Origin of the sequence: Polynucleobacter sp. 71A-WALBACH (assembly GCF_018882365.1) — a bacterium.
Lineage (GTDB): Bacteria > Pseudomonadota > Gammaproteobacteria > Burkholderiales > Burkholderiaceae > Polynucleobacter.
Genome location: NZ_JACVOP010000001.1, coordinates 188509 through 212402 on the forward strand (window position 1 = coordinate 188509; position 23894 = coordinate 212402).

Annotated in this window: 26 protein-coding genes and 1 tRNA gene; 10 read left to right on the forward strand and 17 right to left on the reverse strand. The window is 45.6% G+C overall.

Annotation, left to right across the window (positions count from 1 at the left end; translation table 11 throughout):
- Positions 1-17: 17 nt before the first annotated feature.
- Complete coding sequence (gene moaC / locus ICN42_RS00890) at positions 18-503, forward strand: cyclic pyranopterin monophosphate synthase MoaC (RefSeq protein ID WP_216249530.1); 486 nt, start codon at positions 18-20, stop codon at positions 501-503.
- Positions 504-508: 5 nt separating this feature from the next.
- On the opposite strand, the gene ICN42_RS00895 is transcribed toward moaC, so the two are convergent.
- The 10 genes from ICN42_RS00895 to ICN42_RS00940 form a co-directional block, all read right to left on the reverse strand.
- A complete protein-coding gene (locus ICN42_RS00895) occupies positions 509-1408 on the reverse strand; it encodes an alpha/beta fold hydrolase (RefSeq protein ID WP_216249532.1) in 900 nt (299 codons plus the stop codon).
- 65 nt (positions 1409-1473) lie between these two features.
- Positions 1474-1971, reverse strand: a complete 498-nt coding sequence (locus ICN42_RS00900) for a pilin (protein WP_216249535.1) — start codon at positions 1969-1971, stop codon at positions 1474-1476.
- Between the two features lie 119 nt (positions 1972-2090).
- Positions 2091-2798, reverse strand: coding sequence for a TerC family protein (locus ICN42_RS00905; RefSeq protein WP_216249538.1), 708 nt, complete (start codon positions 2796-2798; stop codon positions 2091-2093).
- Between the two features lie 83 nt (positions 2799-2881).
- On the reverse strand, positions 2882-3775 hold the full coding sequence (sucD, locus tag ICN42_RS00910) for a succinate--CoA ligase subunit alpha (RefSeq protein ID WP_216249541.1): 894 nt from the start codon (positions 3773-3775) through the stop codon (positions 2882-2884).
- A 15-nt stretch (positions 3776-3790) separates the two neighbouring features.
- A complete protein-coding gene (sucC, locus tag ICN42_RS00915; protein ID WP_215354929.1) occupies positions 3791-4960 on the reverse strand; it encodes an ADP-forming succinate--CoA ligase subunit beta in 1170 nt (389 codons plus the stop codon).
- Positions 4961-5149: 189 nt separating this feature from the next.
- Entirely contained in the window at positions 5150-5686 is a 537-nt protein-coding gene (gene recX / locus ICN42_RS00920; RefSeq protein WP_216249544.1) for a recombination regulator RecX, read from the reverse strand.
- Positions 5687-5693: 7 nt separating this feature from the next.
- Positions 5694-6782 carry a recombinase RecA gene (gene recA / locus ICN42_RS00925; RefSeq protein ID WP_216249547.1) on the reverse strand — a complete coding sequence of 363 codons (1089 nt, stop codon included), beginning with the start codon at positions 6780-6782 and terminating at the stop codon, positions 5694-5696.
- Between the two features lie 117 nt (positions 6783-6899).
- A complete protein-coding gene (locus tag ICN42_RS00930; protein WP_216249550.1) occupies positions 6900-7433 on the reverse strand; it encodes a DUF2878 domain-containing protein in 534 nt (177 codons plus the stop codon).
- 64 nt (positions 7434-7497) lie between these two features.
- Positions 7498-7574, reverse strand: a tRNA-Met gene (locus ICN42_RS00935).
- A gap of 54 nt (positions 7575-7628) precedes the next feature.
- Positions 7629-8036: a hypothetical protein gene (locus ICN42_RS00940; RefSeq protein WP_216249552.1), complete on the reverse strand. Its 408-nt coding sequence runs from the start codon at positions 8034-8036 to the stop codon at positions 7629-7631.
- An 82-nt stretch (positions 8037-8118) separates the two neighbouring features.
- Here ICN42_RS00940 and ICN42_RS00945 point away from each other — a divergent pair, with 82 nt between their 5' ends.
- A complete protein-coding gene (locus ICN42_RS00945) occupies positions 8119-8697 on the forward strand; it encodes an MOSC domain-containing protein (protein WP_255539196.1) in 579 nt (192 codons plus the stop codon).
- A gap of 64 nt (positions 8698-8761) precedes the next feature.
- Here the strand turns inward: ICN42_RS00945 and ICN42_RS00950 are convergent, their stop codons facing one another.
- Positions 8762-10432 (reverse strand): MFS transporter, encoded by a 1671-nt coding sequence (locus ICN42_RS00950; RefSeq protein WP_216249558.1) that lies wholly within the window; start codon positions 10430-10432, stop codon positions 8762-8764.
- A gap of 305 nt (positions 10433-10737) precedes the next feature.
- Between ICN42_RS00950 and ICN42_RS00955 the strand changes: the two genes are divergently transcribed.
- Positions 10738-12336 carry a gamma-glutamyltransferase family protein gene (locus ICN42_RS00955; RefSeq protein WP_216249561.1) on the forward strand — a complete coding sequence of 533 codons (1599 nt, stop codon included), beginning with the start codon at positions 10738-10740 and terminating at the stop codon, positions 12334-12336.
- Here ICN42_RS00955 and ICN42_RS00960 read toward each other — a convergent pair.
- Positions 12323-12952, reverse strand: a complete 630-nt coding sequence (locus tag ICN42_RS00960; protein WP_216249565.1) for a trimeric intracellular cation channel family protein — start codon at positions 12950-12952, stop codon at positions 12323-12325. The genes ICN42_RS00955 and ICN42_RS00960 overlap by 14 nt on opposite strands.
- A gap of 80 nt (positions 12953-13032) precedes the next feature.
- Between ICN42_RS00960 and maiA the strand changes: the two genes are divergently transcribed.
- On the forward strand, positions 13033-13713 hold the full coding sequence (maiA, locus tag ICN42_RS00965) for a maleylacetoacetate isomerase (protein ID WP_216249567.1): 681 nt from the start codon (positions 13033-13035) through the stop codon (positions 13711-13713).
- On the opposite strand, the gene ICN42_RS00970 is transcribed toward maiA, so the two are convergent.
- Genes ICN42_RS00970 through ICN42_RS00980 form a run of 3 tightly spaced genes read right to left on the reverse strand, consistent with a single transcriptional unit; the run spans position 13684 to position 16396 of the window.
- Positions 13684-14613, reverse strand: a complete 930-nt coding sequence (locus tag ICN42_RS00970; protein WP_216249570.1) for an AEC family transporter — start codon at positions 14611-14613, stop codon at positions 13684-13686. The two genes, maiA and ICN42_RS00970, sit on opposite strands and share 30 nt — an antisense overlap.
- 20 nt (positions 14614-14633) lie before the next feature.
- A complete protein-coding gene (locus tag ICN42_RS00975) occupies positions 14634-15158 on the reverse strand; it encodes a gamma carbonic anhydrase family protein (protein WP_216249573.1) in 525 nt (174 codons plus the stop codon).
- Positions 15159-15193: 35 nt separating this feature from the next.
- Positions 15194-16396 carry an ammonium transporter gene (locus ICN42_RS00980; protein ID WP_216249576.1) on the reverse strand — a complete coding sequence of 401 codons (1203 nt, stop codon included), beginning with the start codon at positions 16394-16396 and terminating at the stop codon, positions 15194-15196.
- 137 nt (positions 16397-16533) lie between these two features.
- Here ICN42_RS00980 and ICN42_RS00985 point away from each other — a divergent pair, with 137 nt between their 5' ends.
- Positions 16534-16896 carry a Rap1a/Tai family immunity protein gene (locus tag ICN42_RS00985; protein ID WP_216249581.1) on the forward strand — a complete coding sequence of 121 codons (363 nt, stop codon included), beginning with the start codon at positions 16534-16536 and terminating at the stop codon, positions 16894-16896.
- Between the two features lie 50 nt (positions 16897-16946).
- Entirely contained in the window at positions 16947-17234 is a 288-nt protein-coding gene (locus ICN42_RS00990) for a glycine zipper domain-containing protein (protein WP_215333930.1), read from the forward strand.
- 107 nt (positions 17235-17341) lie between these two features.
- Here the strand turns inward: ICN42_RS00990 and htpG are convergent, their stop codons facing one another.
- Positions 17342-19243, reverse strand: coding sequence for a molecular chaperone HtpG (gene htpG / locus ICN42_RS00995; RefSeq protein WP_216252785.1), 1902 nt, complete (start codon positions 19241-19243; stop codon positions 17342-17344).
- A gap of 83 nt (positions 19244-19326) precedes the next feature.
- Positions 19327-19737: a rhodanese-like domain-containing protein gene (locus tag ICN42_RS01000; RefSeq protein WP_216249585.1), complete on the reverse strand. Its 411-nt coding sequence runs from the start codon at positions 19735-19737 to the stop codon at positions 19327-19329.
- 81 nt (positions 19738-19818) lie between these two features.
- Between ICN42_RS01000 and ICN42_RS01005 the strand changes: the two genes are divergently transcribed.
- Genes ICN42_RS01005 through ICN42_RS01020 form a run of 4 tightly spaced genes read left to right on the forward strand, consistent with a single transcriptional unit; the run spans position 19819 to position 23871 of the window.
- Positions 19819-21081 (forward strand): putative Na+/H+ antiporter, encoded by a 1263-nt coding sequence (locus ICN42_RS01005; protein WP_216249590.1) that lies wholly within the window; start codon positions 19819-19821, stop codon positions 21079-21081.
- Positions 21082-21138: 57 nt separating this feature from the next.
- Positions 21139-22497, forward strand: a complete 1359-nt coding sequence (gene miaB, locus ICN42_RS01010) for a tRNA (N6-isopentenyl adenosine(37)-C2)-methylthiotransferase MiaB (RefSeq protein ID WP_216249593.1) — start codon at positions 21139-21141, stop codon at positions 22495-22497.
- A 1-nt stretch (position 22498) separates the two neighbouring features.
- Positions 22499-22975 carry an rRNA maturation RNase YbeY gene (gene ybeY, locus ICN42_RS01015; RefSeq protein ID WP_216249596.1) on the forward strand — a complete coding sequence of 159 codons (477 nt, stop codon included), beginning with the start codon at positions 22499-22501 and terminating at the stop codon, positions 22973-22975.
- 56 nt (positions 22976-23031) lie between these two features.
- Positions 23032-23871, forward strand: a complete 840-nt coding sequence (locus tag ICN42_RS01020) for an HlyC/CorC family transporter (protein WP_216249598.1) — start codon at positions 23032-23034, stop codon at positions 23869-23871.
- Positions 23872-23894: the final 23 nt, after the last annotated feature.

Consider the following 23894-nt stretch of genomic DNA (forward strand, 5'->3'; position numbering starts at 1 on the left):
ATGGTAAAACTTATCTCATGAACAAACTAACTCATTTTGATGCCAGCGGCCAAGCCCATATGGTCAACGTTGGAGACAAACCCAATACCCATCGGATTGCTATTGCTACAGGCAGAATCACCATGCTGCCAGAGACCTTCAGCATGATCGAAGCAGGCACCCATAAAAAAGGGGATGTTCTAGGCATCGCCCGAATTGCAGGCATTCAGGCATCCAAAAAGACCTCAGACCTAATCCCACTTTGCCATCCCTTAGCCCTGACACACGTAAGCCTGGAGTTTGCCCTAAACCAGGAAACCAGTAGCATTGCCTGCCAAGTAAGAGTAGAGACTACTGGACCCACCGGCGTTGAAATGGAAGCCCTGACCGCAGTCCAAGTCGCCCTTCTCACAATTTATGACATGGCAAAAGCCGTTGACAGGGGTATGGTCATTGGTGATGTTCGCCTACTAGAAAAGAGTGGTGGCAAGTCTGGAGAATGGAAGGTTGTTAACCCAATTTAATCGATTCAACGCTGCTTCAAAAACTCAATATATCTCCGACTTGCTTCTGTGGGATTTTCTAACATCAGCAGGTGTCCCGCATCAGGCATGACGTAATGCTGATTGCCGGGGTACTTTGATTGCAAGGCGCTGATATCAACCACGGAGAAAATTTCATCCCGATCTCCCCAGAGTATCAAGGCTGGAGTACGGACCGAAGAGCTCTTTGCAATCTGGTTCAAATATAAATTCACAATATCCCACACCTGCTGGTAATGTCGATTTGATTTCCGATAATCATCGAGCAATTGATCCTTGATCGTTTCTGGAACTACTGGTGGCTTGTAAAACAATAAATTCATCTCTAAATTTAGCTGCTCCATTGTGATTGGAATAAATGGATTAACCCCTTGAGCAAGGAGATCTTTTACCTTTGCACCCCAGGGTCCTATGCCCAAAGGCGAGCCAATAAACGCCAAAGAGCGAGTCTGCATTGGGTATTGATTGGCATACATGCTAGAAATTGCCCCACCCATTGAACTGCCTGCAATATGCACCTTGCCAAGGCTTAATGCATTAGCTAACTGATGCAGGAGTACTACCTGATTCTCTAGCCGGTAATCCTCAATTGGAAAAGGAATGCTCTTTCCGTATCCAGGCAGATCTGGTGCAATGGCCATGAACCCAGCTGATGAGAGCGCACAAGCCATCTCAATCCACTGCTCTTTTTGAGCAAAGAGCCCATGTAATAAAAAGACTGAACTACCGCTCCCAGCCTTTAAATACTCAATTGAGCCTTTCCCAACCTGTCTACTATCAATTTCTATAAAACAGGGAGCACCAATTAGCGGTTCGGCTCTAGCAACACTAAGCGCCAACAAAATAACGCATAGGGACTGCACCAATTTTGCAAGCATTACATTCATGGGTTTAGCTTAACAAAAAGCCACCCTAGGGTGGCTAAATTTCTTATAGATTACTTGTAACTATTTTATTTGGTGATACGGCACTCCGAAGGTAGTAACTGCGGCAAAAGATTAGTGTCAGTAGAACGACAAGACCAACCACCAGCCCAAGTTGATCCCTCTGGCTTAGATAAATCAATCGCTTTGGGAACATTGGCATCTGGGTCATTTGTCGGAATAAGATGTAATGTATTTTTATTTTCAGGTGCGACATTGTTCTGAAAGTCGATAGCAATAGCTCCAGAAGGTGTGATCTCAATTAACTTCACACTTCGAGTGGGTACAAAGGTAAAGGAACCATGGGTTGCCTCGTCCATCATTACGGTGCCTCTACTTGCAAACGCCTCGGTCACTGCCAGCTTAGCGCTAGAAGAAAGATTCATGCCTTCTACGATGCGGCTACGAGCGATATAGTCCTGGTATTGAGGAACTGCAACAGCCACCAAAATACCAATGATGGCGACAACTACCATTACTTCAATTAATGTAAATCCAGACTCTTGGTGCTGATCTTGTTTAGACATTATTTTGCTCCTGAGGTTAAATACCCCATCATCCAGTCTATACCCAACATACTCAAGGCGTCCTAACGTCAGAAAAGCCGGCTTTGAAGGCCGGCTTTTCTGATTAATGCGTAAGAAAATTAATGCGCTTCTTTAGCTGCGTTCTTTTTCTTAAAGTAGGTACCGACAAGAATGACGATAGCCACACCAATAATTTCAAAGGCCAACTTAGCATCACCCAAAGCTGCCTGGATACTATCCTTAATGGCCGGATCTTCAACCAACATACCACCAGCTAGCAAGCCCAATAGGCCAGCGCCTAAGGTAATGATGATTGGGAAGCGCTCCATCACTTTGAGCAACATGGCGCTACCAAAAATGATTAATGGAATTGACATACCCAAACCAATAATCAAGAGCAATAAACGAGTCTCTTCAGGACCTTTTTGAGCAGCAGCAGCAACTGCCAAAACGTTATCCAAACTCATGACTAAGTCAGCAATCAAGATGGTGCGGATGGCAGCCCAAATACTGGTCTTGCCTTCCAGATGCTCCTCACCGTCGCTATCAGCCAATAGCTGAACGCCAATGTAGACGAGCAAAATTGCACCAACAATTTTTAGATATGGGAGACTTAATAATGCAACGGCAGTGATAGTCAAAATCACTCGCAAAACAATCGCTGCCGCACTACCCCAAAAAATAGCTTTCTTTTGTTGAGCGGGCGGTAGATTGCGGGAAGCTAAAGCAATCACAACCGCGTTATCGCCAGATAACAAAATATTTGCAACGATGATTGAGAGTAATGCCGCCCAAAAGGTTGCATCTGAAAATGCTGAAAAATCCATAATGTCTCCGTACTTTTATATATTTTAGTTTTGACTACAAGGTATTACAAAAAGCATGCCGACGAATCGGCATGCTTCTTTGATTACAACATGGCTTTGAGCAAAGCGGCCATTTCTGAAGGATTTCTTGTTACTTTAAAGCCACATTCTTCCATAACGGCAAGCTTAGCATCAGCTGTATCTGCACCGCCAGAGATCAATGCGCCAGCATGGCCCATACGTTTTCCAGGAGGTGCTGTTACACCTGCAATAAAGCCAACAACTGGCTTCTTCATATTGGCTTTACACCAGCGAGCTGCTTCAGCTTCATCTGGGCCGCCGATTTCACCAATCATGATGACCGCATCAGTATCCGGATCTTCATTAAACATGCGCATGATGTCAATGTGCTTTAAGCCATTGATAGGATCGCCACCAATGCCAACTGCTGTGGACTGGCCTAGACCAATTGCCGTCAATTGACCAACTGCTTCATAAGTCAAAGTACCAGAACGGCTAACTACACCAATGCGGCCCTTTTTATGAATATGGCCAGGCATGATGCCGATTTTGATTTCGTCTGGAGTAATGATTCCAGGGCAGTTTGGTCCTAGCAATAAAGTTTTCTTGCCACCAGCCGCTTCTTTTGCAGTCATCTTGTTACGTACTTCCAACATATCCTTGACTGGAATGCCTTCAGTAATACAGATAACAAAATCAAGGTCAGCTTCAACAGCTTCCCAAATTGCAGCAGCAGCGCCAGGAGGCGGAACATAAATTACAGAAGTAGTTGCGCCAGTTTGTTGAGCGGCTTCTTTTACAGTTCCATAAATTGGAATATTGAAAATAGACTCGCCCGCTTTTTTAGGATTTACACCAGCAACAAAACAGTTTTTACCGTTTGCATATTCTTGACACTTCTCAGTGTGGAATTGGCCAGTCTTACCAGTAATACCTTGAGTAATTACTTTAGTATTTTTATTTACCAAAATAGACATATTGAAGTTCCTTGATTATTTGTTTTTCGCAACAGCAGCAACTACCTTAGTAGCAGCTTCTGCCATTGAATCGGCGCTAATGATTGGCAAACCTGAGTCCGCAAGAATTTTCTTGCCCAACTCTTCATTAGTACCCTTCATGCGTACAACCAAAGGTACAGTCAAGTTCACCGCTTTACATGCTGTAACTACGCCATCAGCGATTACGTCACAACGCATGATGCCGCCGAAAATATTTACCAAAATCGCTTCAACGCTCTTGTTCTTGAGCATAATCTTGAACGCTTCTGTTACTTTCTCTGCAGTTGCGCCACCGCCAACGTCCAAGAAGTTTGCTGGCTCGCCGCCAAACAACTTAATAGTGTCCATCGTAGCCATTGCCAAGCCAGCACCATTTACCAAACAACCGATATTGCCGTCGAGTGAAATGTAAGCCAAATCAAATTTAGAAGCTTCGATCTCCGCCGCATCTTCTTCATCGATATCGCGGTAAGCCACGATTTCTGGATGACGATACAAAGCATTCGGATCAAAATTGAATTTAGCATCAAGCGCCTTGATCTTGCCGTTGCCTTCAAGAATCAATGGGTTGATCTCAACCAATGAAGCATCGGTTTCCCAATAGGTCTTGTACAAATTCTTAAACACATCGCTTGCCATTGGAATAGAAGCATCTGGAACTCCAATGCCTTTCGCAATGATCTGACAATCAGCGTCAGTTAAACCAATCAATGGATCAACAAACACTTTAATAATTTTTTCTGGGTGAGATTCTGCAACCTCTTCAATATCCATACCACCTTCGCTGGACGCCATGATCACATTCTTCTGTGTGCCACGATCGGTAACGATACTAAAGTAGTACTCTTTCTTGATATCAGCGCCGTCTTCAATTAAGAGGCGATTTACTTTTTGACCTTCTGGGCCAGTTTGATGGGTTTTTAATTGCATACCCAAAATTTCAGAAGCGTATTTTTTCACTTCGTCCATGCTGCGAGCTAACTTCACACCGCCGCCTTTACCGCGACCACCCGCATGAATTTGAGCCTTAACAACCCATACTGGGCCGCCTAGCTTTTCGGCAGCTTTAATTGCCTCATCAACACTAAATGCAGGAATGCCATTTGGAACAGGCACATTAAATTGGCGTAGTAATTCTTTGCCTTGGTACTCGTGAATTTTCATTATTACTCCCGAAACGGTATCTTTTTTAGCAAGCGATGAGGATTAGTAAAACCGGTTTCACCTTAATCACCTATCTACTCAATGGACAACCCATAGGTGTTCATCCGAATAAATGGAAGCGGTTCTGCCGACTTCATAAGTCTATCATGCTGCAATGCGGCAACTATGCCTCTTTACTCCGTAATTGCCCTAGTCAGGGCGACCAGCTATCACCTTAGACACCACATTCGAACTGAAGCCCTTAGAGGCCAGAAAACGATACTGACGAGCTCGTTCCTTTTGCTCTGTTGCCACAGCACCAAACTTACGGAGCCATAGCTCATAAGCGCGCTGATATTCAGTTTCTTTGAGATTCTTGAGCAGATCTGCTGTTTTTGAGCTATCCACCCCAGCCTGAGAAAGCTCATCCTGTATTTTGCGGGTCCCAAACCGCTCGCTACGGCGCCGAACTAGAGCCTCCGCAAAGCGCTGGTCAGAAAGCCAACCGCGGGCTTCGAAATCATCTAAAACCGCTTCAATCTGGATGTTTAGGGGAACGGCTGGGATAATTTCCTCGGACTCTTCCTCGGGTAACTTGAACTTCAGCATCCTTGCCGCAGACTCTTCGAGTTTCGCAGCTAGCCCCTTACGGCTGTACTCGCGCATAGATAAAAGGCGCAAAGCCCGAGCTTTGAGACTCGGGCTTTGATTCTTACCTTTTTTAACGGTGCTACCCAATTCTGACATCGAAGAATTACGCTTCCTCTTCCTCGCTCAAAACATCACTAATCACTGCGGTTCCAGCTTTAACACCTAATTTGGCACGAATCTTTGCTTCAATATCTTGTGAAATGGCTGGATTCTCTTTTAAGAACTCGCGAACATTGTCTTTACCTTGGCCAATGCGATCGCCGTTATAGGCATACCAAGAACCTGATTTCTCAACGATATCGGCTTCTACACCCATATCGATGATTTCACCTTCTCTTGAAATACCAGCGCCGTACATGATGTCAAAGATTGCTTCACGGAACGGTGGGGATACTTTGTTCTTCACTACCTTGACGCGGGTCTCGTTACCAACAATCTCATCACCTTTCTTAATGCTGCCGATGCGACGAATATCTAAACGCATAGAAGCGTAGAACTTCAGTGCATTACCGCCAGTAGTCGTTTCAGGCGAACCAAACATCACGCCAATCTTCATACGAATCTGGTTGATAAAGATCACTGTTGTATTGGTACGCTTGATTGCGCCAGTCAGCTTACGCAAGGCTTGGCTCATTAGGCGAGCCTGGAGGCCTGGTAATGAATCCCCCATATCGCCCTCGATCTCCGCCCTTGGAACCAAAGCGGCTACGGAGTCAATCACAATTAAATCGATTGAGCCCGAGCGCACTAAAGCATCGGCTATTTCCAAAGCTTGTTCGCCAGTATCTGGCTGGGAGATCAATAAATTATTTACATCCACACCAAGGCGTGAAGCGTACTGAACATCTAAGGCGTGCTCAGCATCGATAAAGGCGCAAGTGCCACCAATCTTTTGCATCTCAGCAATCGCATGCAGGGTCAGTGTTGTTTTGCCTGAAGATTCTGGACCGTAAATCTCAATCACGCGCCCACGCGCCAAACCACCAACTCCAAGAGCAATATCCAAACCCAATGAACCACTAGAAACTACCTGAATATCTTGATGAATCTCTGCATCGCCCAATCTCATGATTGAGCCCTTACCAAATTGCTTCTCAATTTGCGCTAAGGCTGCAGTTAATGCCTTTTGCTTATCTCCGCTCATACCGTCAAATTCGGATGAGGCTGATTTTCTCTTATCGTCCAAGGCCATGTTTAATCCCTTTTCACTATTTGTTAGGCTGTTTTTTGAGTTTTTTGTGCTTTTTATTGACATACGACTCACTGTATATAAAACCAGTACTATTTGCAAGTGGCTTTTAAAAAGAATTTACTGATTTTGTATTGGGCTTGATCCCACATGACGGCGATGCCAATAGAAAAACAGTGGCATCGCAACACCCCAAACGATAGCCAAGAGCGTTAGGCCTCCTAACTGCCCATTAGGCCCCCATGAACCTGCGCCCATACGGATGCCGGCTTCATAAGACATTGGACCTGCTATTGCGCCTAAGGCCGCCCCCAGCCATGGTCTGCCACGCAACCAGGACAAAGATCCATTGATGGTGCTTGCCACCAATGCCCATAGGGTCCACATCCAAAAAGGGGATAAGTAAGGACTGGGCCAGGCATCTTTAAAGTATAAAAAGCCTAAATTGGCTATAAGTGTGTCAGCGCTCACTCCAAATACAACCGCCTTCAATATGAGCTTTAGCTCTAACTTTGAATGCTCTGAGCGCCAAATATGTATTGCGAGATACAACAGCGTGCCGATGACTGGCCATAAAACCTGCTCATTGGCCGCGCCAATAATGCAGGTAAACCAACCAATCTGGAAAAGGACGAAATTCCAAAATTTAGCCATCGATCGAACCCAAGCGACATTACTAAGAAAAAGGCCACTGCCGGTGGGCAATGGCCTTTTGATATGGTGGCGAATCAGGGATTTGAACCCCGGACCTGCGGATTATGATTCCGTCGCTCTAACCAGCTGAGCTAATTCGCCGAACTCGTAATTGTAAATGATCAGACGCCTTCTGTCTAAACCAAAGGGCTCGCACTACCTAATCTGAAAGACGCTTAGCGCCTCATCTCGGTTATAGCGCACAAAAACCTCAATTTTCTTGGCTAGAAAGAGCTTTTTCAGAACCTCATCCTTGTTTTCAAAAATGATGGCGGTTTGCTCTGGAAAGCGCGAAAAAGGATCACTCATCACCTCGATAGCCTGTCCATCGACTTTAATGAGGCGAATAGTGCGTTTATAAAGACGGTCAGGCTGAATGAAAATGAGGCGCTTCACGTACTTATCTAAAACCAGCTTTTGGCCCTGATCATTAGTCTTGAAGTAATAAACCAGCTCATCTTTACCATTGGTAGTGACATCCCGTTCCTCATCCCACTTAGCGAATGCAGTCTGACTGGCAAGCATACAAAGCATTGCCGCCACTAATACTCTATAAAGATGCATTATTTACTTTCTTAATTTGATCATTTCATCTTATCAGCCATCTGAACTTATGCGACTTCTCTCAATATCTTCCGGCAAAGTCATGCCGCTTTTTGGATCCCATCACCCGAACTACTCAACAGTAGCCTCGGCTATCGATAAAAAGTCCATTAGTAATCTTGCCTCCCCTACCCCCATTGAAATCACTCGACTGGGTGTTGCAGGCGACGAACAAGCAGACCTATCAGTGCATGGCGGTATTGAGAAAGCCATTTACGTATATCCAATTGAGCACTATGATTTTTGGAATTCGCTCCTCACCAGAGAAACCAAAAAATCAGTCGAGCTTCCCCTAGGCGCTTTCGGCGAAAACTTTACTATTGAAGGCTTACTAGAAACTGAGATATTTATTGGAGATCAAATGCAGATTGGTGATCTGCAATTTACTGTAGTCAAACTACGTGAACCCTGCTTTAAGTTCAATGCCAAGATGGGGTATAAAGGCGCAGCCAAGGCCATGCTGCAATCTGGCTTTAGTGGATGGTATCTACGCGTTAATCACACAGGCCTAGTTACAGCGGGCGCTGAGATCAAAGTGATCCCAGGTCAAAGACTGACGTCTATCGCCGACCAGAATCAAGCCATGTTTAATCGTGGCAATCAAAAAAATCTTTGGGATTAATTTAGGCAATAAAAAACCCGACCATTTTGTGGTCGGGTTTAATTTTGAAACGGACTAGTAAAGCTTAGTCTTTAGCGTAGATATCTACGTCTTTAGTTTCTTTAACAAACAGTACACCGATTACCAATGTCATCGCAGCGATGATGATTGGGTACCAGAGACCGTAGTAAATATTACCGTTTTGCGCTACCAAGGCGAAGGAGATCGTTGGCAACAAGCCACCGAACCAACCGTTACCAATATGGTATGGCAAGGACATAGAGGTATAACGAATGCGAGTTGGGAACATCTCAACTAACATCGCTGCGATTGGGCCATAAACCATGGTTACCAAAAGTACCAAGTAAACCAACAAGAGCAATACAGCAACATAGTTAATGTCGGCTGGGTTTGCTTTAGCTGGGTAACCCTCTTTATTCAAGGCATCACGAATCGCAGCCTTAAACTCAGCATCTTTTGCTTTTGCATCAGCTGGAGCTAAACCTTTAGCTGAGTAGCCAGGGATTTCGATGTCGCCAATCTTCACAACAGCCGTACCACCAGCAGGACCCGCAACAGTGCTATAGCTAGCAGAGTTGGAAGCCATCACTTGTTTTGCAATGTCGCAAGAACTAGTGAACTTGGCTGTACCTGTTGGGTTGAACTGGAATGTACATTCATTCACATCAGCAGTAATCGTAGCTGGTGCGCTGGCCATTGCTTTTTCTAACGCTGGGTTAGCAAAGTGGGTCAAAGCATTAAATACGGAAACTGGTGTATTTGGAATGTATGTGATTACAGCTAATAACAAGCCACCCATGATGATGACCTTACGGCCGATCTTGTCTGACAAGCTACCGAAGATTACAAAGAATGGTGTGCCGATTACTAATGAAGCAGCAATCAACAAGTTCGCAGTCTTAGCATCTACCTTCAACACTTGTGTGAGGTAGAACAAAGCGTAGAACTGACCTGTGTACCAAACCACCGCTTGACCTGCAACCAGACCAAACAATGCCAAGATAACAATCTTCAAGTTCTTCCATTGACCGAATGACTCTGTCAATGGCGCTTTAGATAATTTGCCTTCTTCTTTCATCTTCTTGAAGGCTGGGGATTCGTTCATTGATAAACGGATCCAAACAGAAACAGCTAACAAAGCGATAGAAACGATGAACGGAACACGCCAGCCCCAAACATCAAAGTCTGCGCCAGTGAATTCACGTGTGAACAAAATCACTAACAAGGACAAGAACAAGCCAAGAGTAGCTGTTGTCTGAATCCAAGCTGTGTATGCGCCACGACGACCATGAGGAGCATGCTCAGCAACATAAGTTGCGGCACCGCCGTACTCACCGCCCAAAGCCAAACCTTGAAGCATACGCAATGCGATCAAGATCACAGGCGCAGCAACACCGATAGTGGCGTAGTTAGGAAGAATACCCACGATGAATGTTGCACCACCCATCAACAGGATCGTCACCAAGAAGGTGTATTTACGACCGATCAAATCACCTAAGCGACCGAATACCAAAGCGCCGAATGGGCGAACGATAAAACCGGCTGCGAACGCAAGCAATGCGAAAATGAAGGCTGAGCCTGCATCTAGGCCTGAGAAGAACTGCTTGGCGATAACGGCGGCCAATGAACCGTAAAGATAAAAGTCGTACCACTCAAAAACCGTACCTAAAGAGGAAGCAAAAATAACTTTGCGTTCTTCAGCGGTCATTGGGGCTGCTTTAGTTGATGTTGACATCAGTAGCTCCTAACTATTTTTATTGAAATAAAAAACAACGGGTCGATTATGCTTTGAAAAAAATCAAAGAAATCCACTACTTAGGGTAATTCCTCATCAAATCAGATCGGGGTTTTCCCGAGAATTTAGCGATTAGATGGAATCTAAACAACAATTGGAAGGGAAGGGCTCTAAATACACAGATCAAGCAATACGCCCAATTAAAGTGCACACTCTGTCTATAAAGGCTACAAAATTCGCTCTAATAGAGCCTCAATACAAATAATAAAAACTTTTTCAATAAAGTATTCAATGGAGAAATTAGCATGCAGCAAAAATGGGGTATTCGGGGTATGGCAGTGGCGCCCCACTCTCTGGCATCTGAATCTGCGTTAGCAGTTTTAAGAGAGGGTGGAAATGCCCTAGAAGCCATGATCGCTGCAGCAGCAACGATCGCAGTTGTATATCCCCACATGAATTCGATTGGTGGCGACTCTTTCTGGGTAGTTCACTCCCCCGGTAAGGCTATTGGTGGAATTGACGCCTGTGGTGCAGCAGCTGGCCTAGCAACCAAGCAATGGTATGCAGAGCGTGGAATCACAAAGGCTATCCCCTTCCGAGGCGCCGTTGCAGCCAACACCGTGGCTGGCACCATTTCTGGCTGGGGAGCGGCACAACAACTTTCAAAACAAGGTTTGAGTGGAAAGCTTCCCTTATCCCGCCTACTAGCCGATGCGATTCACTACGCCGAAGCTGGTGTACCAGTCACATTTAGCCAATCAAGCCTCACCGCCAAAAAACAGGGCGACTTGAAAGACATTCCTGGGTTTGCCGAAACATTCCTGGTTAATGGTCAAGCACCTGAAGTAGGCAGCATCTTTAAGCAAGAACGTCTAGCTAAAACCTTGCGCCAAATTGCTCGCAAGGGAACAGAGGATTACTACCGTGGTGATTTGGCCGATCTCATCGCCAAAGAACTCACAGAAATTGGTAGCCCGATCAGACTCGGAGATCTCCATCGTCATCAAGCAAAACTAATTGACCCGCTCGAACTCAAACACAGCATGGGTAATGTGTACAACATGACGCCACCAACCCAAGGTGTCGTATCTCTGATGATCATTGGAATCTTGGATCAACTTAATCTCAAACGCTTCAAAGTGGATAGCGCGGAGTATGTTCATCACTGTGTTGAAGCTACAAAACAAGCTTTTAAAGTCAGAGATCAATATGTGACTGATCCCGCCTACATGACAAAGCACGCACAAGCTTTCTTGTCTCCTGCTTTCTTAAAAAAATTAGCAAAAAATATTGACCCTCAAAAAGCCTTACCTTGGGGTCAAGGTAAAGGCCCGGCCGATACGATTTGGATGGGGGTGATAGATGGCAATGGAAATTGCGTTTCCTTCATTCAAAGTATTTATCACGAGTTTGGTGCTGGCATTGTGCTACCCAAGTCTGGCGTGAACTGGCAAAACCGCGGCTGCAGCTTCTCTCTTGATCCAAAGACACTAAATCACCTTGAGCCCTATCGCAAACCATTTCATACATTGAACCCTGCCATGGCTTTATTTAAGGATGGTCGCTCAATGGTTTACGGCACGATGGGTGGCGATGGCCAACCCCAAACACAATGCGCAGTCTTCACTCGCACGGCCACATACGGACTTGATCCACAAGATGCTATCAGCCGCCCACGCTGGCTCTTAGGTAGAACCTGGGGACAAACTAGCGACAGCTTAAAGTTGGAGTCACGCTTTAGTCCATGGGTAGCCAAAGAACTGCATGCCTTAGGTCATGAGATTGAAATGCTTGATGCCTTTGATGAAACTGTTGGTCACGCAGGCTGCATTATTCGTGATCCTTCCGGGACACTTCATGGCGGCTGGGATCCGCGTAGCGACGGCGCCGTTAGCGCGTTTTAGTAATAAATAATTTGGGTACGCGCAAATCCCAGTAAATGGCGGCTGCGCGTAATCCAAAAATAGCAAGCATGCAGATCACTGATCCCTCTAGCGTGTACGCGGGGAAGAAATTCAAAATCAGGATGTAAATACAACAACCCAAAGTGACGGGAATTGCATATAGCTCGTGCGACATGAGTAGAGTTTTCCGACCCGCCAAGATGTCACGTAGCAAGCCGCCACCAATCGCGGTAACAACACCCAAGATTACTGGCGCAACCGGCAATCCAAACCCTAAGTTCCAAGCCTTATCAGCCCCCTGAATTCCGAACAAAGCAGCGCCAAGGCCGTCGATGTAGAGCATCCAGCGGTAAATCTGCGGTTGTGTAAAAAAAGATTCAGCCACAAAGGTCACGATGCATGCGCCTAATGCAACCCAGATATAAATTTGAGCAATCGACCAAAACACAGGCACATCCAAAATGATGTCACGCACAGTTCCACCACCAATGGCGGTAATGACTCCTAAGACCAGCACGCCAAAAAGGTCAACGCCCCTATCGGCAATGGCTAGAACTCCAGTCACCGCAAAAGCAATCGTGGCAATGATGCCAATCCAGAAATTAATTTGATCCATGTTCCATAGTCTAAATCACCCAAGGGGATAATCTTCGAGGCCCTGAATATACTGAGGGCTATATTCCCAAGGAATCTCTCATGAAAACTCAGCTCTATAGTTTTTGGCGTAGCTCGGCAGCCTTTCGAGTACGTATTGCCCTTAATTTAAAAGGACTTGATTACGAAGTGATTCCGGTGCACCTAGTGAAGAATGGAGGCGAACAAGTCTCCCCTGACTATGCCAATAAAAATCCCAATCGCTTGGTGCCGCTTTATACCGATGGTAGTCATACTATCCATCAATCTCTTGCCATCATTGAATATCTCAATGAGATTCAAGCAAATCCTCCATTACTACCGCAGACCGCGATTGATCGAGCATGGGTGCGTGCGGTAGCAATGGATATTGCGATGGACATTCATCCGCTGAATAACCTGAGGGTATTGCGTTACCTCATCAAAACTTTAGGCGTGAGCTCTGACGCGAAAGATACCTGGAGTCAACATTGGATGACTTTAGGTTTAGAAAGTCTAGAAAAGCGATTAAGCACAGATGCTCGGGTCGGTCGTTTTTCCTATGGTGATCAAGCTGGCTTGATTGACATTTGTTTGGTGCCTCAAGTATTTAATGCCCTCAGCGCCAAGATCGATACGAAAGCCTATCCAACATTAATGAAGATATTTTATGAGTGCATGAAGCTACCGGCATTTATAGATGCCTCTTGGGAAAAACAAATCGATGCAGAGGGATTAAACCCCCCTATTCCACCACAGGAATAAAGACAGCGTTACCAAAGATCCCATCGTAGTTAAGAGCACTACCCTAGAAATTATTCTGCCATCTGCGTTGTAATACTGAGCCAGCATAAATGGGCCAGTTCCAGTGGGAAGAGCAGCCAGTATTACGATGGCACTCACCCACAACGCAGGCAGATCCAATATTGGCCCTGCTATGAACCAAGCGACTAGTGGCTGAATAATCAACTTTGCAAAAGTAATGCCCCATGCCTGTTGAGGCGCTGACTTTTCTTTTTGCATCAAAAATAGGCCAATAGAAACTAGTGCGCAAGGCGTTGCGGCTGCCGCCAAAAAAGCAATCACCTGAGCCAATGGCTCATATAAAACGAAGTCTGTAGATGACCATAACAAACCTGCAACCGGTGCAATCAATAAGGGATTTGTACAGAGCGACTTGAGTACGCTCCAAAAAATTTCATGGGATTTTTTGTGGGACTGTATGCCGACCTCAATGAGGACGGTTGCTATAGCAAACATCACAAACACAATAAAAGTAGAAATGATTGCTGGCGCTAAACCATCCTGACCAAGCGCTAAAACACAAAGCGGAATGCCCATATATCCCGTATTGGAATAAGACGCGCTCAAGCCCGAAAAACTCGCAGCCACTAAATCTCGGTTACGCATCCAACTGATTGCCAGTACAAAAAAGAATACCGCTAAGCAACTCAGAAAAAAAGCGGCGATAAATCCTGGCTGCCAAAGCGTTTGCCAACTACTACTAGAGGCGAAATTAAATAGCTGTGCAGGTAGTGCCAGCCACACTACAAAGCGATTTAACTCAATGGACGCGCTTTCACCGAGCTTGCCTGTTCTGCCACAAATATAGCCAATCAGAATGAGCGCAAATACCGGAAAGACGACATTAAAGACGTAGAACAATTTAGGCGTACTTTTTTAGATCAAGCAATTTTCTTCAGAGTCTTCTGGTATCGCTGTGCGTTTTTGACATAACGACCCGCAATATCTTCGATACCAGCAATCTGCTCTGGTGTCAGCGTCTTCACCGCCTTAGCCGGTGAGCCCAAAATCATCGAGCCATCTGGAAATTCTTTACCTTCAGTGACTAGTGCGCCAGCGCCGACTAAACAGTTCTTGCCAATTTTGGCGCCATTCAAAATGACTGCGCCAATTCCAATCAAGCTGCCATCGCCAACATGGCAACCATGAAGCATCACCTGATGACCAACGGTGACCTGCTTACCAATAATGAGGGGGTAGCCAGGGTCGGTATGCAAAATTGAAGCATCTTGCACATTGCTACCCTCGCCAATCTGAATAAGGTCGTTATCGCCGCGGATAACTACCTTGGGCCACACACTCGCATTTTGGTGAAGCTCGACTCTGCCGATCACTTCTGCGCTTTCGGCGACCCAAGCTCCCTCAGCCAAGTGAGGAGCATTTCCATCTAGTTCAAATATAGCCATGACTCATTATAGGTAATGGCTATATTTAGGAAAGCCTACCAGTTAGGCTCACGATCGGGAGTTGAAGAAATGCGGTGAATACTCAAATCCGCACCGTCATACTCTTCTTCATGGGACATCCGAATGCCAAGAATCGCCTTTAACAGTCCATAGACCACAAAACCGCTGATGAAGGCAATCGCAACTCCCAGACCGCTTCCAATCAACTGACCCAGGAAAGTTACGCCGCCAATACCACCCAATGCTTTTGTCCCAAAGATGCCTGCGGCCAAGCCACCCCATAAACCACACAGACCATGTAGAGGCCATACACCCAAAACATCGTCAATCTTCCAGCGGTTTTGTACCAAAGTAAACATATACACAAAGAGAGCGCCAGCAATTACGCCAACCACTAAAGCGCCCATGGGATGCATTAAATCCGAGCCCGCGCAAACTGCCACTAAGCCAGCCAAAGGGCCGTTATAGGTAAAGCCTGGATCGTTGCGCCCAATGACCCATGCAGCCAAAGTACCGCCAACCATTGCCATTAAGGAATTCATCGCTACTAGGCCGCTGACCTTGTCGATAGTCTGCGCACTCATGACGTTAAATCCAAACCAACCTACCGCCAAAATCCATGCGCCTAATGCCAAGAACGGAATGCTTGAGGGTGGATGCGCTGCGACGTTGCCATCCTTGGTGTAACGACCGCGACGTGCGCCCAGAAGAATCACTGCGGGCAAAGCGATCCAGCCGCCTACAGCATGCACCACAACGGATCCAGCAAAGTCATGAAACTCTTCACCAGTAAGAGACTTGATCCATGCCTGAATGCCGTAATGCTGATTCCAAGCAATGCCCTCAAAGAAAGGGTAAATGAAGCCAACCAAAATAAAGGTAGCAATTAATTGGGGATTGAACTTCGCACGCTCAGCGATACCGCCAGAGATGATGGCCGGAATAGCAGCAGCAAAGGTGAGTAAGAAAAAGAATTTGACTAATTCATAGCCATTTTTTTCTGCCAGCAACTCAGCGCCAGAGAAAAAGTCAACGCCATAAGCAATGCTGTAGCCAATAAAGAAATAAGCAATGGTTGAGACTGCAAAATCGACCAAGATTTTGACTAAAGCATTAACTTGATTCTTTTTGCGAACAGTGCCAAGCTCAAGAAACGCGAACCCCGCATGCATAGCCAGAACCATGATGGCGCCGAGCAAAATAAATAAGACATCGCTGCCTGATTTCAAAGTTTCCACCGAAATACTCCCCCTGTTTTTTGCATCATTATGGGGAATTCAGAGACCGAATTTGGGCATTAATGCACTCATTTAGTGCAATTTAGCGTCCTGAATATGGTTTATTATCGAATTTACACACACCCAAGGGAGAACCCATGAAAAAAGTTTTAGTTCTATTGGCCACTTTAGGCGCATTTTCTGGCTTAGTACAAGCTCAAGAAAAAGTTCAGGTACTAAGTACTCAAGAGCTCGTGAATGTTTGTAAATTACCAGCTAGTCCAGAATCCCGTAGCTTCTGCGTTGGTTATTCGACTGGTATTTATGACACTTACTTAGCTACTCGTCACCCACAACGCGCAAAACCTTATATTTGCGTAAAACAACCAGCCCCTTCACGCGATGAAGTAATTGGTGAGTTTGTGAAATTTGGACAAGCTAATCAACAGGTTTTGGATAAGCCTGCTGCGGGTGTGTTCTTGGGTTTCTTGGCGTCACGTTTTCCTTGCGCCAGAAAATAATTCAAGACATTTAGTTAATTCAATATTTAAAGACATAAGGAACAGTTGATATGAAAAAAATTATCGCTATTACCGCAGCAACTCTAGCAATCGCAGGTTGCTCCAATATGAGCAACACTGAGCAACGCACCTTATCTGGTGCCGGTATCGGCGCTGCTGCTGGTGCAGTTGGCACTGCTATTTTCCACGGCAACCCAATTTGGGGTGCAGTAGGTGGTGCAGCAGTAGGTGCAGCATCTGGCTACGTATACGATGCATACAAAAAAGAGCAAGCCTCCGAGTACAACTCTGGTTACAACGCTGGAAAAAATAATCAGCCAGCTAAAGCTCCTCAGTAAAAATCAACATGACAAGCTAGATTGAGTTCTAGTTGTAGCAAACAAAAAACCCGACCTGCGCAATGCAAGTCGGGTTTTTCTTTGGATGCCTTTGAGAGCTTTTCTGATTATGAAAGCAATAGCTGATTAACTCGCTTTACATAAGCGGCTGGATCATTTAATTGACCGCCTTCAGCCAAGAGGGCCTGATCAAACAAGACCTGAGTCCACTCGTCAAAATGCTGGTCATCTGACTTCAGCTTGAGCAGCAAAGGATGCTCTGGATTAATTTCTAGAATAGGCTTGGTATCAGGAGCTTGCTGGCCAGCAGCCTTTAACATGCGTAATAAATTTCCAGAAAGTTCATTCTCATCAGAGACTAAGCATGCTGGGGAGTCGGTTAGACGGAAGGTCACACGAACATCCTTCACTTTCTCCTCTAAAGCCGACTTCATGCGATCGAGTAAGTCCTTGAAGTTCTTCTCGGTTTCTTCATGCTCTTTCTTTTCCTTTTCATCACTTAAGCTACCAAGATCAAGTCCACCTTTGGCTACTGAGGTCATATGCTTGCCATCAAACTCGGTAAAGAAAGAAAGCATCCATTCATCAACTCGATCAGAGAGTAATAACACCTCGACACCCTTCTTGCGGAAGATTTCTAAATGCGGGCTGTTTTTAGCAGCATTAAAAGTATCGCCAGTCACGTAATAAATCTTGTCCTGACCCTCTTTCATACGCGAAACGTATTCAGCCAAGGAAACCGTTTGCTCTGCAGAATCGGAATGCGTACTTGCAAAGCGTAAGAGCTTTAAGATGCGCTCTTGATTTGGCTGATCCTCACCCACACCCTCTTTGAGTACTTGCCCAAATTGAGTCCAGAAGGTGCGGTACTTTTCTTTCTTAGCCTCGTCATCGCTATTAGCGAGATCCTCCAACATGCTCAGCACACGCTTAGTGGAGCTTTCGCGAATGATTTTGACATCCCGCGATTCCTGCAAAATTTCACGGGAGACATTTAATGGCAAATCCGTCGAGTCAATAACTCCCGTAACAAATCGCAAATACATCGGCACTAATTGCTCAGCATCATCCATGATGAATACCCGCTTCACGTACAGCTTAATGCCGCCCCGCTTATTGCGATCCCACAAATCAAACGGTGCACGTGCAGGCACATACAGAAGTTGTGTAAATTCACTGCGCCCTTCTACCCGATTGAGGGAGTAGCACAAGGGATTTTCGTAGTCATGTGACAGGTGCTTATAAAATTCGTCATACTGCTCTTCAGTAATCTCCGACTTGGCACGCGCCCACAAAGCACTCGATTGATTAATACTTTCGAGCTCATCTTTAATGACTTGCTCTTTTTTATCCGCATCCCATTCTTCTTTATTCATCTGAATAGGTAAGGAGATATGATCAGAGTATTTACGAATAATTGATTTGAGCTTATGAGTGGAAAGGAAGTCATCCTCGCCTTCACGCAGATGCATCGTGATCGATGTACCACGCTGAGGGCGATCAATACTTTCCACTGTGAATTCTCCCGAGCCATCAGACTCCCAACGAACACCATCGGTCGCTGGTAGACCAGCTCGACGAGTCTCAACAGTAATGCGATCAGCCACAATAAAAGCCGAGTAGAAACCCACTCCAAACTGGCCAATCAGAGCAGCATCTTTTTGCTGATCACCAGAGAGTTTAGAGAAAAATTCTTTAGTACCAGACCGCGCAATAGTTCCTAAATTAGAAATCACTTCCTCACGACTCATACCAATTCCGTTATCGGAAATCGTCACAGTTCTAGCGGCTTTATCAAAATTGACTTTAATCTTGAGATCAGGGTCATCGCCATACCAGTCGGGATGCTCGATTCCCTCAAAGCGGAGCTTGTCAGAAGCGTCAGACGCATTCGAGATCAACTCACGGAGAAAAATTTCCTTGTTGGAATACAAGGAATGAATCATTAGTTGTAAAAGTTGCTTTACTTCAGCCTGAAAGCCTAAGGTCTCTTTGCTAGCTACAGTCATACGAATACCCTCTTGATCAATGAACATAACCTCCAATACATGGGGGCTATTTAATGCATTTCAAGATCTCTGAAGCCAGAAATTTAGCCTGGGTGCGACTTTGAATGCTTTTCCGCTACCGGCAATTCAGCCTTTTTCCACGCACTAAATCCACCCTCTAAATGGCAAACTCCAGGCACCCCCATTTTTTGAAGGGTTTCTGTTGCCAGGGCCGAGCGCCATGCGGATGCGCAGTAGAGCAACAAACGCTTATCTTCACCAAAAACCGGCTTGTAATAAGGGCTGTCAGGATCAACCCAAAACTCCAGCATGCCACGGGGTGCATGTATTGCGTTTGGAATCATGCCATCACGCTCCAACTCCCTCACATCCCGAATATCGACAAAAATGGTGTTTTCATCACCCAGGAGTTTTTGCGCTTGGTCTAATGAAATAGTCTCAATTTGAACCATCGCATTTGCGATTAACTCCTGATAACCCAGTTTCAGTTTCATCAACATCTCCTAAATTGCCAATACTTTTACTGAATTAGCTTTATACCTATTCTGACAGGCTTGCCCTGATAATATGTCTGCATGAACTTTACCCCTACAGAGCTTGGCGCTAGTATTATTTTTGCCATCGCAGTACTGCATACTTTTTGTACCTCCTATTTTGAAGCGCTCGCTAAAAAATCTCCAAGACATGCTGGTTTATGGCATCTATTAGGTGAAGTAGAAATCGTCTTTGGATTTTGGGCGGCCATCCTGATTATTTTTATGTGGCTTGCAAACGATCTAGCGACAGCCAAAGATTTTGCAAACAAACGTAATTTCACAGAACCACTATTTGTATTTGCCATCATGGTTGTGGCTGGTAGTAAACCGATTCTGCATATTGCAACCCAGCTTCTCTACAAACTCGGCAAGTTCATCCAATTGGTCTTGCGTACCAAGCAAACACCGACTCTATATTTCTTAACCCTGAGCATCACTCCCTTACTGGGCTCACTCATTACTGAGCCTGCAGCAATGACGCTGGCAGCATTCTTATTGCGAGACCTAGTCTATCGCCACAAATGCTCTACCTCTCTTCTCTATGGGACCTTGGGCGTGTTGTTCGTCAATATCTCGGTTGGTGGCACGCTGACTAATTTTGCCGCGCCCCCCGTACTGATGGTGGCCTCTACTTGGGGCTGGGATACTCCATTCATGTTTGCCAACTTTGGCCTTGAGGCAACGATTGCGATTTTTATCAATGCAACGATTGCGACACTACTCTTTCATAAACAATTAATTGAGCCCACCAGCAAATCTGATCAGACTCGCATTCCACTAACGATTACCGCGATTCATCTACTCTTTTTGTTAGGTATCGTGGGATTTGCGCATGACCCAGTGATTTTTATGTGGCTGCTACTCTTCTTTATTGGCTACACCACCGCTTATCCAAAACATCAGAGCCCGTTAATTCTGCGTGAAGCTTTGCTAGTCGGATTCTTCTTGGGCGGATTAGTCGTATTGGGCGGACTACAAGGGTGGTGGTTGCAACCGATCCTGGAGACTATGAGCCCCACTGCCGTGTTCTATGGCAGCTTGGCACTAACAGCGATTACCGACAATGCGGCGCTCACGTATTTGGGCTCGCTAGTACAAGGCACCTCTCCAGAATTTAAGCTGGCTTTGGTTGGCGGTGCAGTTGCTGGCGGCGGCTTAACCGTGATCGCCAATGCACCCAACCCAGCTGGATTGGCTATTTTGCGTAGTTACTTCCCTAATGCGGCAGTTTCTGCAGGATTGCTATTGGTAGCAGCCATTCCCCCCACCATTGTTGCGATTCTGGCACTACGCATCCTCTAAACGTCTTATCCCGTAAAATCTGAGCTTCGCCCCCAGCTATAAACCTGAGAACGGCATATGAAAAAGCTCTATATCAAAACCTTTGGCTGTCAAATGAACGAGTACGACTCGGGCAAGATGGCCGACCTCCTACATGCCAATGACGGCATGGTTATGACTGATACACCTGAAGATGCAGATGTGGTGCTTTTAAACACCTGCTCGATTCGGGAAAAAGCAGAAGATAAAGTATTTTCTGATTTAGGTCGTCTACGCGAACTCAAGAAAACCAAACCCAATTTATTGATCGGTGTTGGCGGATGTGTTGCCAGCCAGGAAGGACAACAAATTATTAGTCGGGCGCCCTATGTAGATGTGGTCTTTGGTCCACAAACACTACATCGCTTATCCGACCTGATTACACAACGTCGTGAGACTGGCAGATCCCAGGTAGACATCTCTTTTCCAGAAATTGAAAAGTTTGATCATCTCCCTGCCTCACGCCAAACTCGCGGCTCTGCTTACGTCTCCATCATGGAAGGCTGCTCAAAGTATTGCAGCTACTGCGTAGTTCCTTACACTCGCGGCGAAGAAGTATCGCGCCCCTTCGATGATGTCTTGACTGAAGTGGCTGGTCTTGCGGGTCAAGGCGTGAAAGAGATTGTCTTGCTCGGTCAAAACGTCAATGCCTATCTTGGCAAGATGGGTGGCAGTGAAGAGATCGCAGACTTTGCATTACTGATTGAATACATCGCAGATATTCCCGGTGTTGAAAGAATTCGCTTTACTACCAGCCATCCCAAAGAATTTACACAGCGTTTAATTGATGTCTACGCAAAAGTTCCTAAGCTAGTAAGCCATCTGCATTTGCCCGTACAGCATGCATCTGACTCTGTTTTGTCTGCGATGAAACGTGGCTATACCGCCCTGGAATACAAGAGCATTATTCGTAAGATGCGCGCTGTGAGGCCCGACCTGACGCTCTCTAGTGACTTTATTGTTGGCTTTCCTGGTGAGACCGATGAAGACTTTGCAAAACTTCTCAAGATGGTTGAAGAGCTCAATTTTGATAACAGTTTTTGCTTCATCTTCAGCGCGCGCCCTGGTACACCTGCGGCTAACTTGAGTGATGACACTCCTTATGAAGTCAAACTCAAGAGACTACAAACATTACTTGCCCTGGTTGAGTCACAAGCAAATCAGATCAGCAAAAATATGTTGGGTAACACCGAGCGAGTGCTCGTTGAAGGCCTAGCGAAGGATGGTGTGAACCTACAAGGTCGCGCTACGAATAATCGCGTGATTCACTTTACTGCGCCCGAAGCGGATATTGAATCGCTAATAGGTCAAATGGTAGACATCCGCATCACTGAAGTACTCAATTACACCCTCCGGGGTGATCTCATCACCGAACTCACTCCCACCCAAACTCACTAACATGACGGCCAAGCAAACATCCACCTCTAAATTAGAGATTGATATTCAATTTGCTAGCGTTGCTATTGAAGACAAAGTACTGGCGATGACATCTCTAGCAGCAATTAAAAGATGGGTAAAAACTGCAGTTCAGTTAAATGGCCTCATCACCTTGCGCTTTGTTAATGCAGCTGAAGGTAAAAAACTCAATTTGGCTTTTCGCAATAAAGACAAGGCAACTAACGTACTCACCTTTCCGTATGAGCTCAGTAAAAATACTTTAGCTGCTGATATTATTTTTTGTCTTCCCGTGATTCAAAAAGAGGCTTCAGAACAAGGCAAGACTGTGAAGGCTCATCTAGCTCATCTGATTATTCATGGTTGCTTGCATGCCCAAGGCCTTGACCATGAGAGCGCTACAGAAGCGAAAAAAATGGAAGGTCGAGAAATCCGCCTGCTGCAATCCCTGGGCTATGCTAATCCCTACGCACCCATTTAAAGCATCTTTAACGCTTCCTTCATTGAATTTACTTATTTCTGCGATATTCTTGCTATATGCCTGACCCCAATAAATCCCTTTTAGAGCGCTTGGCTGATTTTTTAACGCCACAGCCAACCAGCCCAGCAGAACGTCGTCAAGAACTGATTGATACCCTCAGAGAGGCTCAGACTGAGGGCTTAATTGATGCGGATGCCCTATCGATGATTGAAGGTGTATTCCAGGTAGGTCAATTGTGTGCTCGTGATATTTTGATTCCAAGAGCTCAGATTGATTGGATTGACATCAACCTGCCTTTATCCGAAATTATTAAGAGCGTCATCACGGCAGCTCACTCACGCTTCCCTGTATTTGAAGGCACTCGCGATAACGTCATCGGCACCTTATTAGCAAAAGATTTGTTGCGGCACTCCAGCGAAAAAGATTTTCAGGTGCGTGACTGGCTTCGCCCAGCAGTCTTTATTCCTGAATCCAAGCGCTTGAGTGTTTTACTGCGTGACTTTAAAGATAACCGCAATCATCTAGCGATTGTGGTGGATGAATACAGCGGTGTTGCTGGAGTCATTACGATTGAGGATGTACTTGAGCAAATTGTCGGCGACATTGAAGACGAGCATGACATTGATGAAGAAGCGGATAACCTTATCTCTTTAGATAATGGCGACATTCGCGTTAAAGGAATTACTGAGCTCGAACAATTCAATGAGACCTTAGGCACCCAATTTGATGCTGAGGGTATTGAAACAGTGGCCGGCCTAGTCATTCAGCATCTGGGTCGAGTACCTAAGATGGGTGAACTAATTGAGATCGACGGAATTGAATTTGAGGTTCAGCGCGCTGACCCAAGACAGATACATATTCTGCTCGCACGACAACTCCCGAAAAAGTCTTCCTGAGAATTACCTTGATTGATCGGCAA

Bases quoted from the DNA above. Each gene is read 5' to 3' on its own strand.
- miaB (WP_216249593.1), top strand. From the start codon at position 21,139: ATGAAAAAGCTCTATATCAAAACCTTTGGCTGTCAAATGAACGAGTAC.
- moaC (WP_216249530.1), top strand. From the start codon at position 18: ATGAACAAACTAACTCATTTTGATGCCAGCGGCCAAGCCCATATGGTC.
- ICN42_RS01000 (WP_216249585.1), bottom strand. From the start codon at position 19,737: ATGAAACTGAAACTGGGTTATCAGGAGTTAATCGCAAATGCGATGGTT.
- sucC (WP_215354929.1), bottom strand. From the start codon at position 4,960: ATGAAAATTCACGAGTACCAAGGCAAAGAATTACTACGCCAATTTAAT.
- sucD (WP_216249541.1), bottom strand. From the start codon at position 3,775: ATGTCTATTTTGGTAAATAAAAATACTAAAGTAATTACTCAAGGTATT.
- ICN42_RS00990 (WP_215333930.1), top strand. From the start codon at position 16,947: ATGAAAAAAATTATCGCTATTACCGCAGCAACTCTAGCAATCGCAGGT.
- ybeY (WP_216249596.1), top strand. From the start codon at position 22,499: ATGACGGCCAAGCAAACATCCACCTCTAAATTAGAGATTGATATTCAA.
- ICN42_RS00945 (WP_255539196.1), top strand. From the start codon at position 8,119: ATGCCGCTTTTTGGATCCCATCACCCGAACTACTCAACAGTAGCCTCG.
- ICN42_RS00940 (WP_216249552.1), bottom strand. From the start codon at position 8,036: ATGCATCTTTATAGAGTATTAGTGGCGGCAATGCTTTGTATGCTTGCC.
- ICN42_RS00930 (WP_216249550.1), bottom strand. From the start codon at position 7,433: ATGGCTAAATTTTGGAATTTCGTCCTTTTCCAGATTGGTTGGTTTACC.
- ICN42_RS00960 (WP_216249565.1), bottom strand. From the start codon at position 12,952: ATGGATCAAATTAATTTCTGGATTGGCATCATTGCCACGATTGCTTTT.
- recA (WP_216249547.1), bottom strand. From the start codon at position 6,782: ATGGCCTTGGACGATAAGAGAAAATCAGCCTCATCCGAATTTGACGGT.
- recX (WP_216249544.1), bottom strand. From the start codon at position 5,686: ATGTCAGAATTGGGTAGCACCGTTAAAAAAGGTAAGAATCAAAGCCCG.
- ICN42_RS00905 (WP_216249538.1), bottom strand. From the start codon at position 2,798: ATGGATTTTTCAGCATTTTCAGATGCAACCTTTTGGGCGGCATTACTC.
- ICN42_RS00955 (WP_216249561.1), top strand. From the start codon at position 10,738: ATGCAGCAAAAATGGGGTATTCGGGGTATGGCAGTGGCGCCCCACTCT.
- ICN42_RS00900 (WP_216249535.1), bottom strand. From the start codon at position 1,971: ATGTCTAAACAAGATCAGCACCAAGAGTCTGGATTTACATTAATTGAA.
- ICN42_RS00895 (WP_216249532.1), bottom strand. From the start codon at position 1,408: ATGAATGTAATGCTTGCAAAATTGGTGCAGTCCCTATGCGTTATTTTG.
- ICN42_RS00985 (WP_216249581.1), top strand. From the start codon at position 16,534: ATGAAAAAAGTTTTAGTTCTATTGGCCACTTTAGGCGCATTTTCTGGC.
- ICN42_RS01005 (WP_216249590.1), top strand. From the start codon at position 19,819: ATGAACTTTACCCCTACAGAGCTTGGCGCTAGTATTATTTTTGCCATC.
- htpG (WP_216252785.1), bottom strand. From the start codon at position 19,243: ATGACTGTAGCTAGCAAAGAGACCTTAGGCTTTCAGGCTGAAGTAAAG.
- ICN42_RS01020 (WP_216249598.1), top strand. From the start codon at position 23,032: ATGCCTGACCCCAATAAATCCCTTTTAGAGCGCTTGGCTGATTTTTTA.
- ICN42_RS00950 (WP_216249558.1), bottom strand. From the start codon at position 10,432: ATGTCAACATCAACTAAAGCAGCCCCAATGACCGCTGAAGAACGCAAA.
- maiA (WP_216249567.1), top strand. From the start codon at position 13,033: ATGAAAACTCAGCTCTATAGTTTTTGGCGTAGCTCGGCAGCCTTTCGA.
- ICN42_RS00975 (WP_216249573.1), bottom strand. From the start codon at position 15,158: ATGGCTATATTTGAACTAGATGGAAATGCTCCTCACTTGGCTGAGGGA.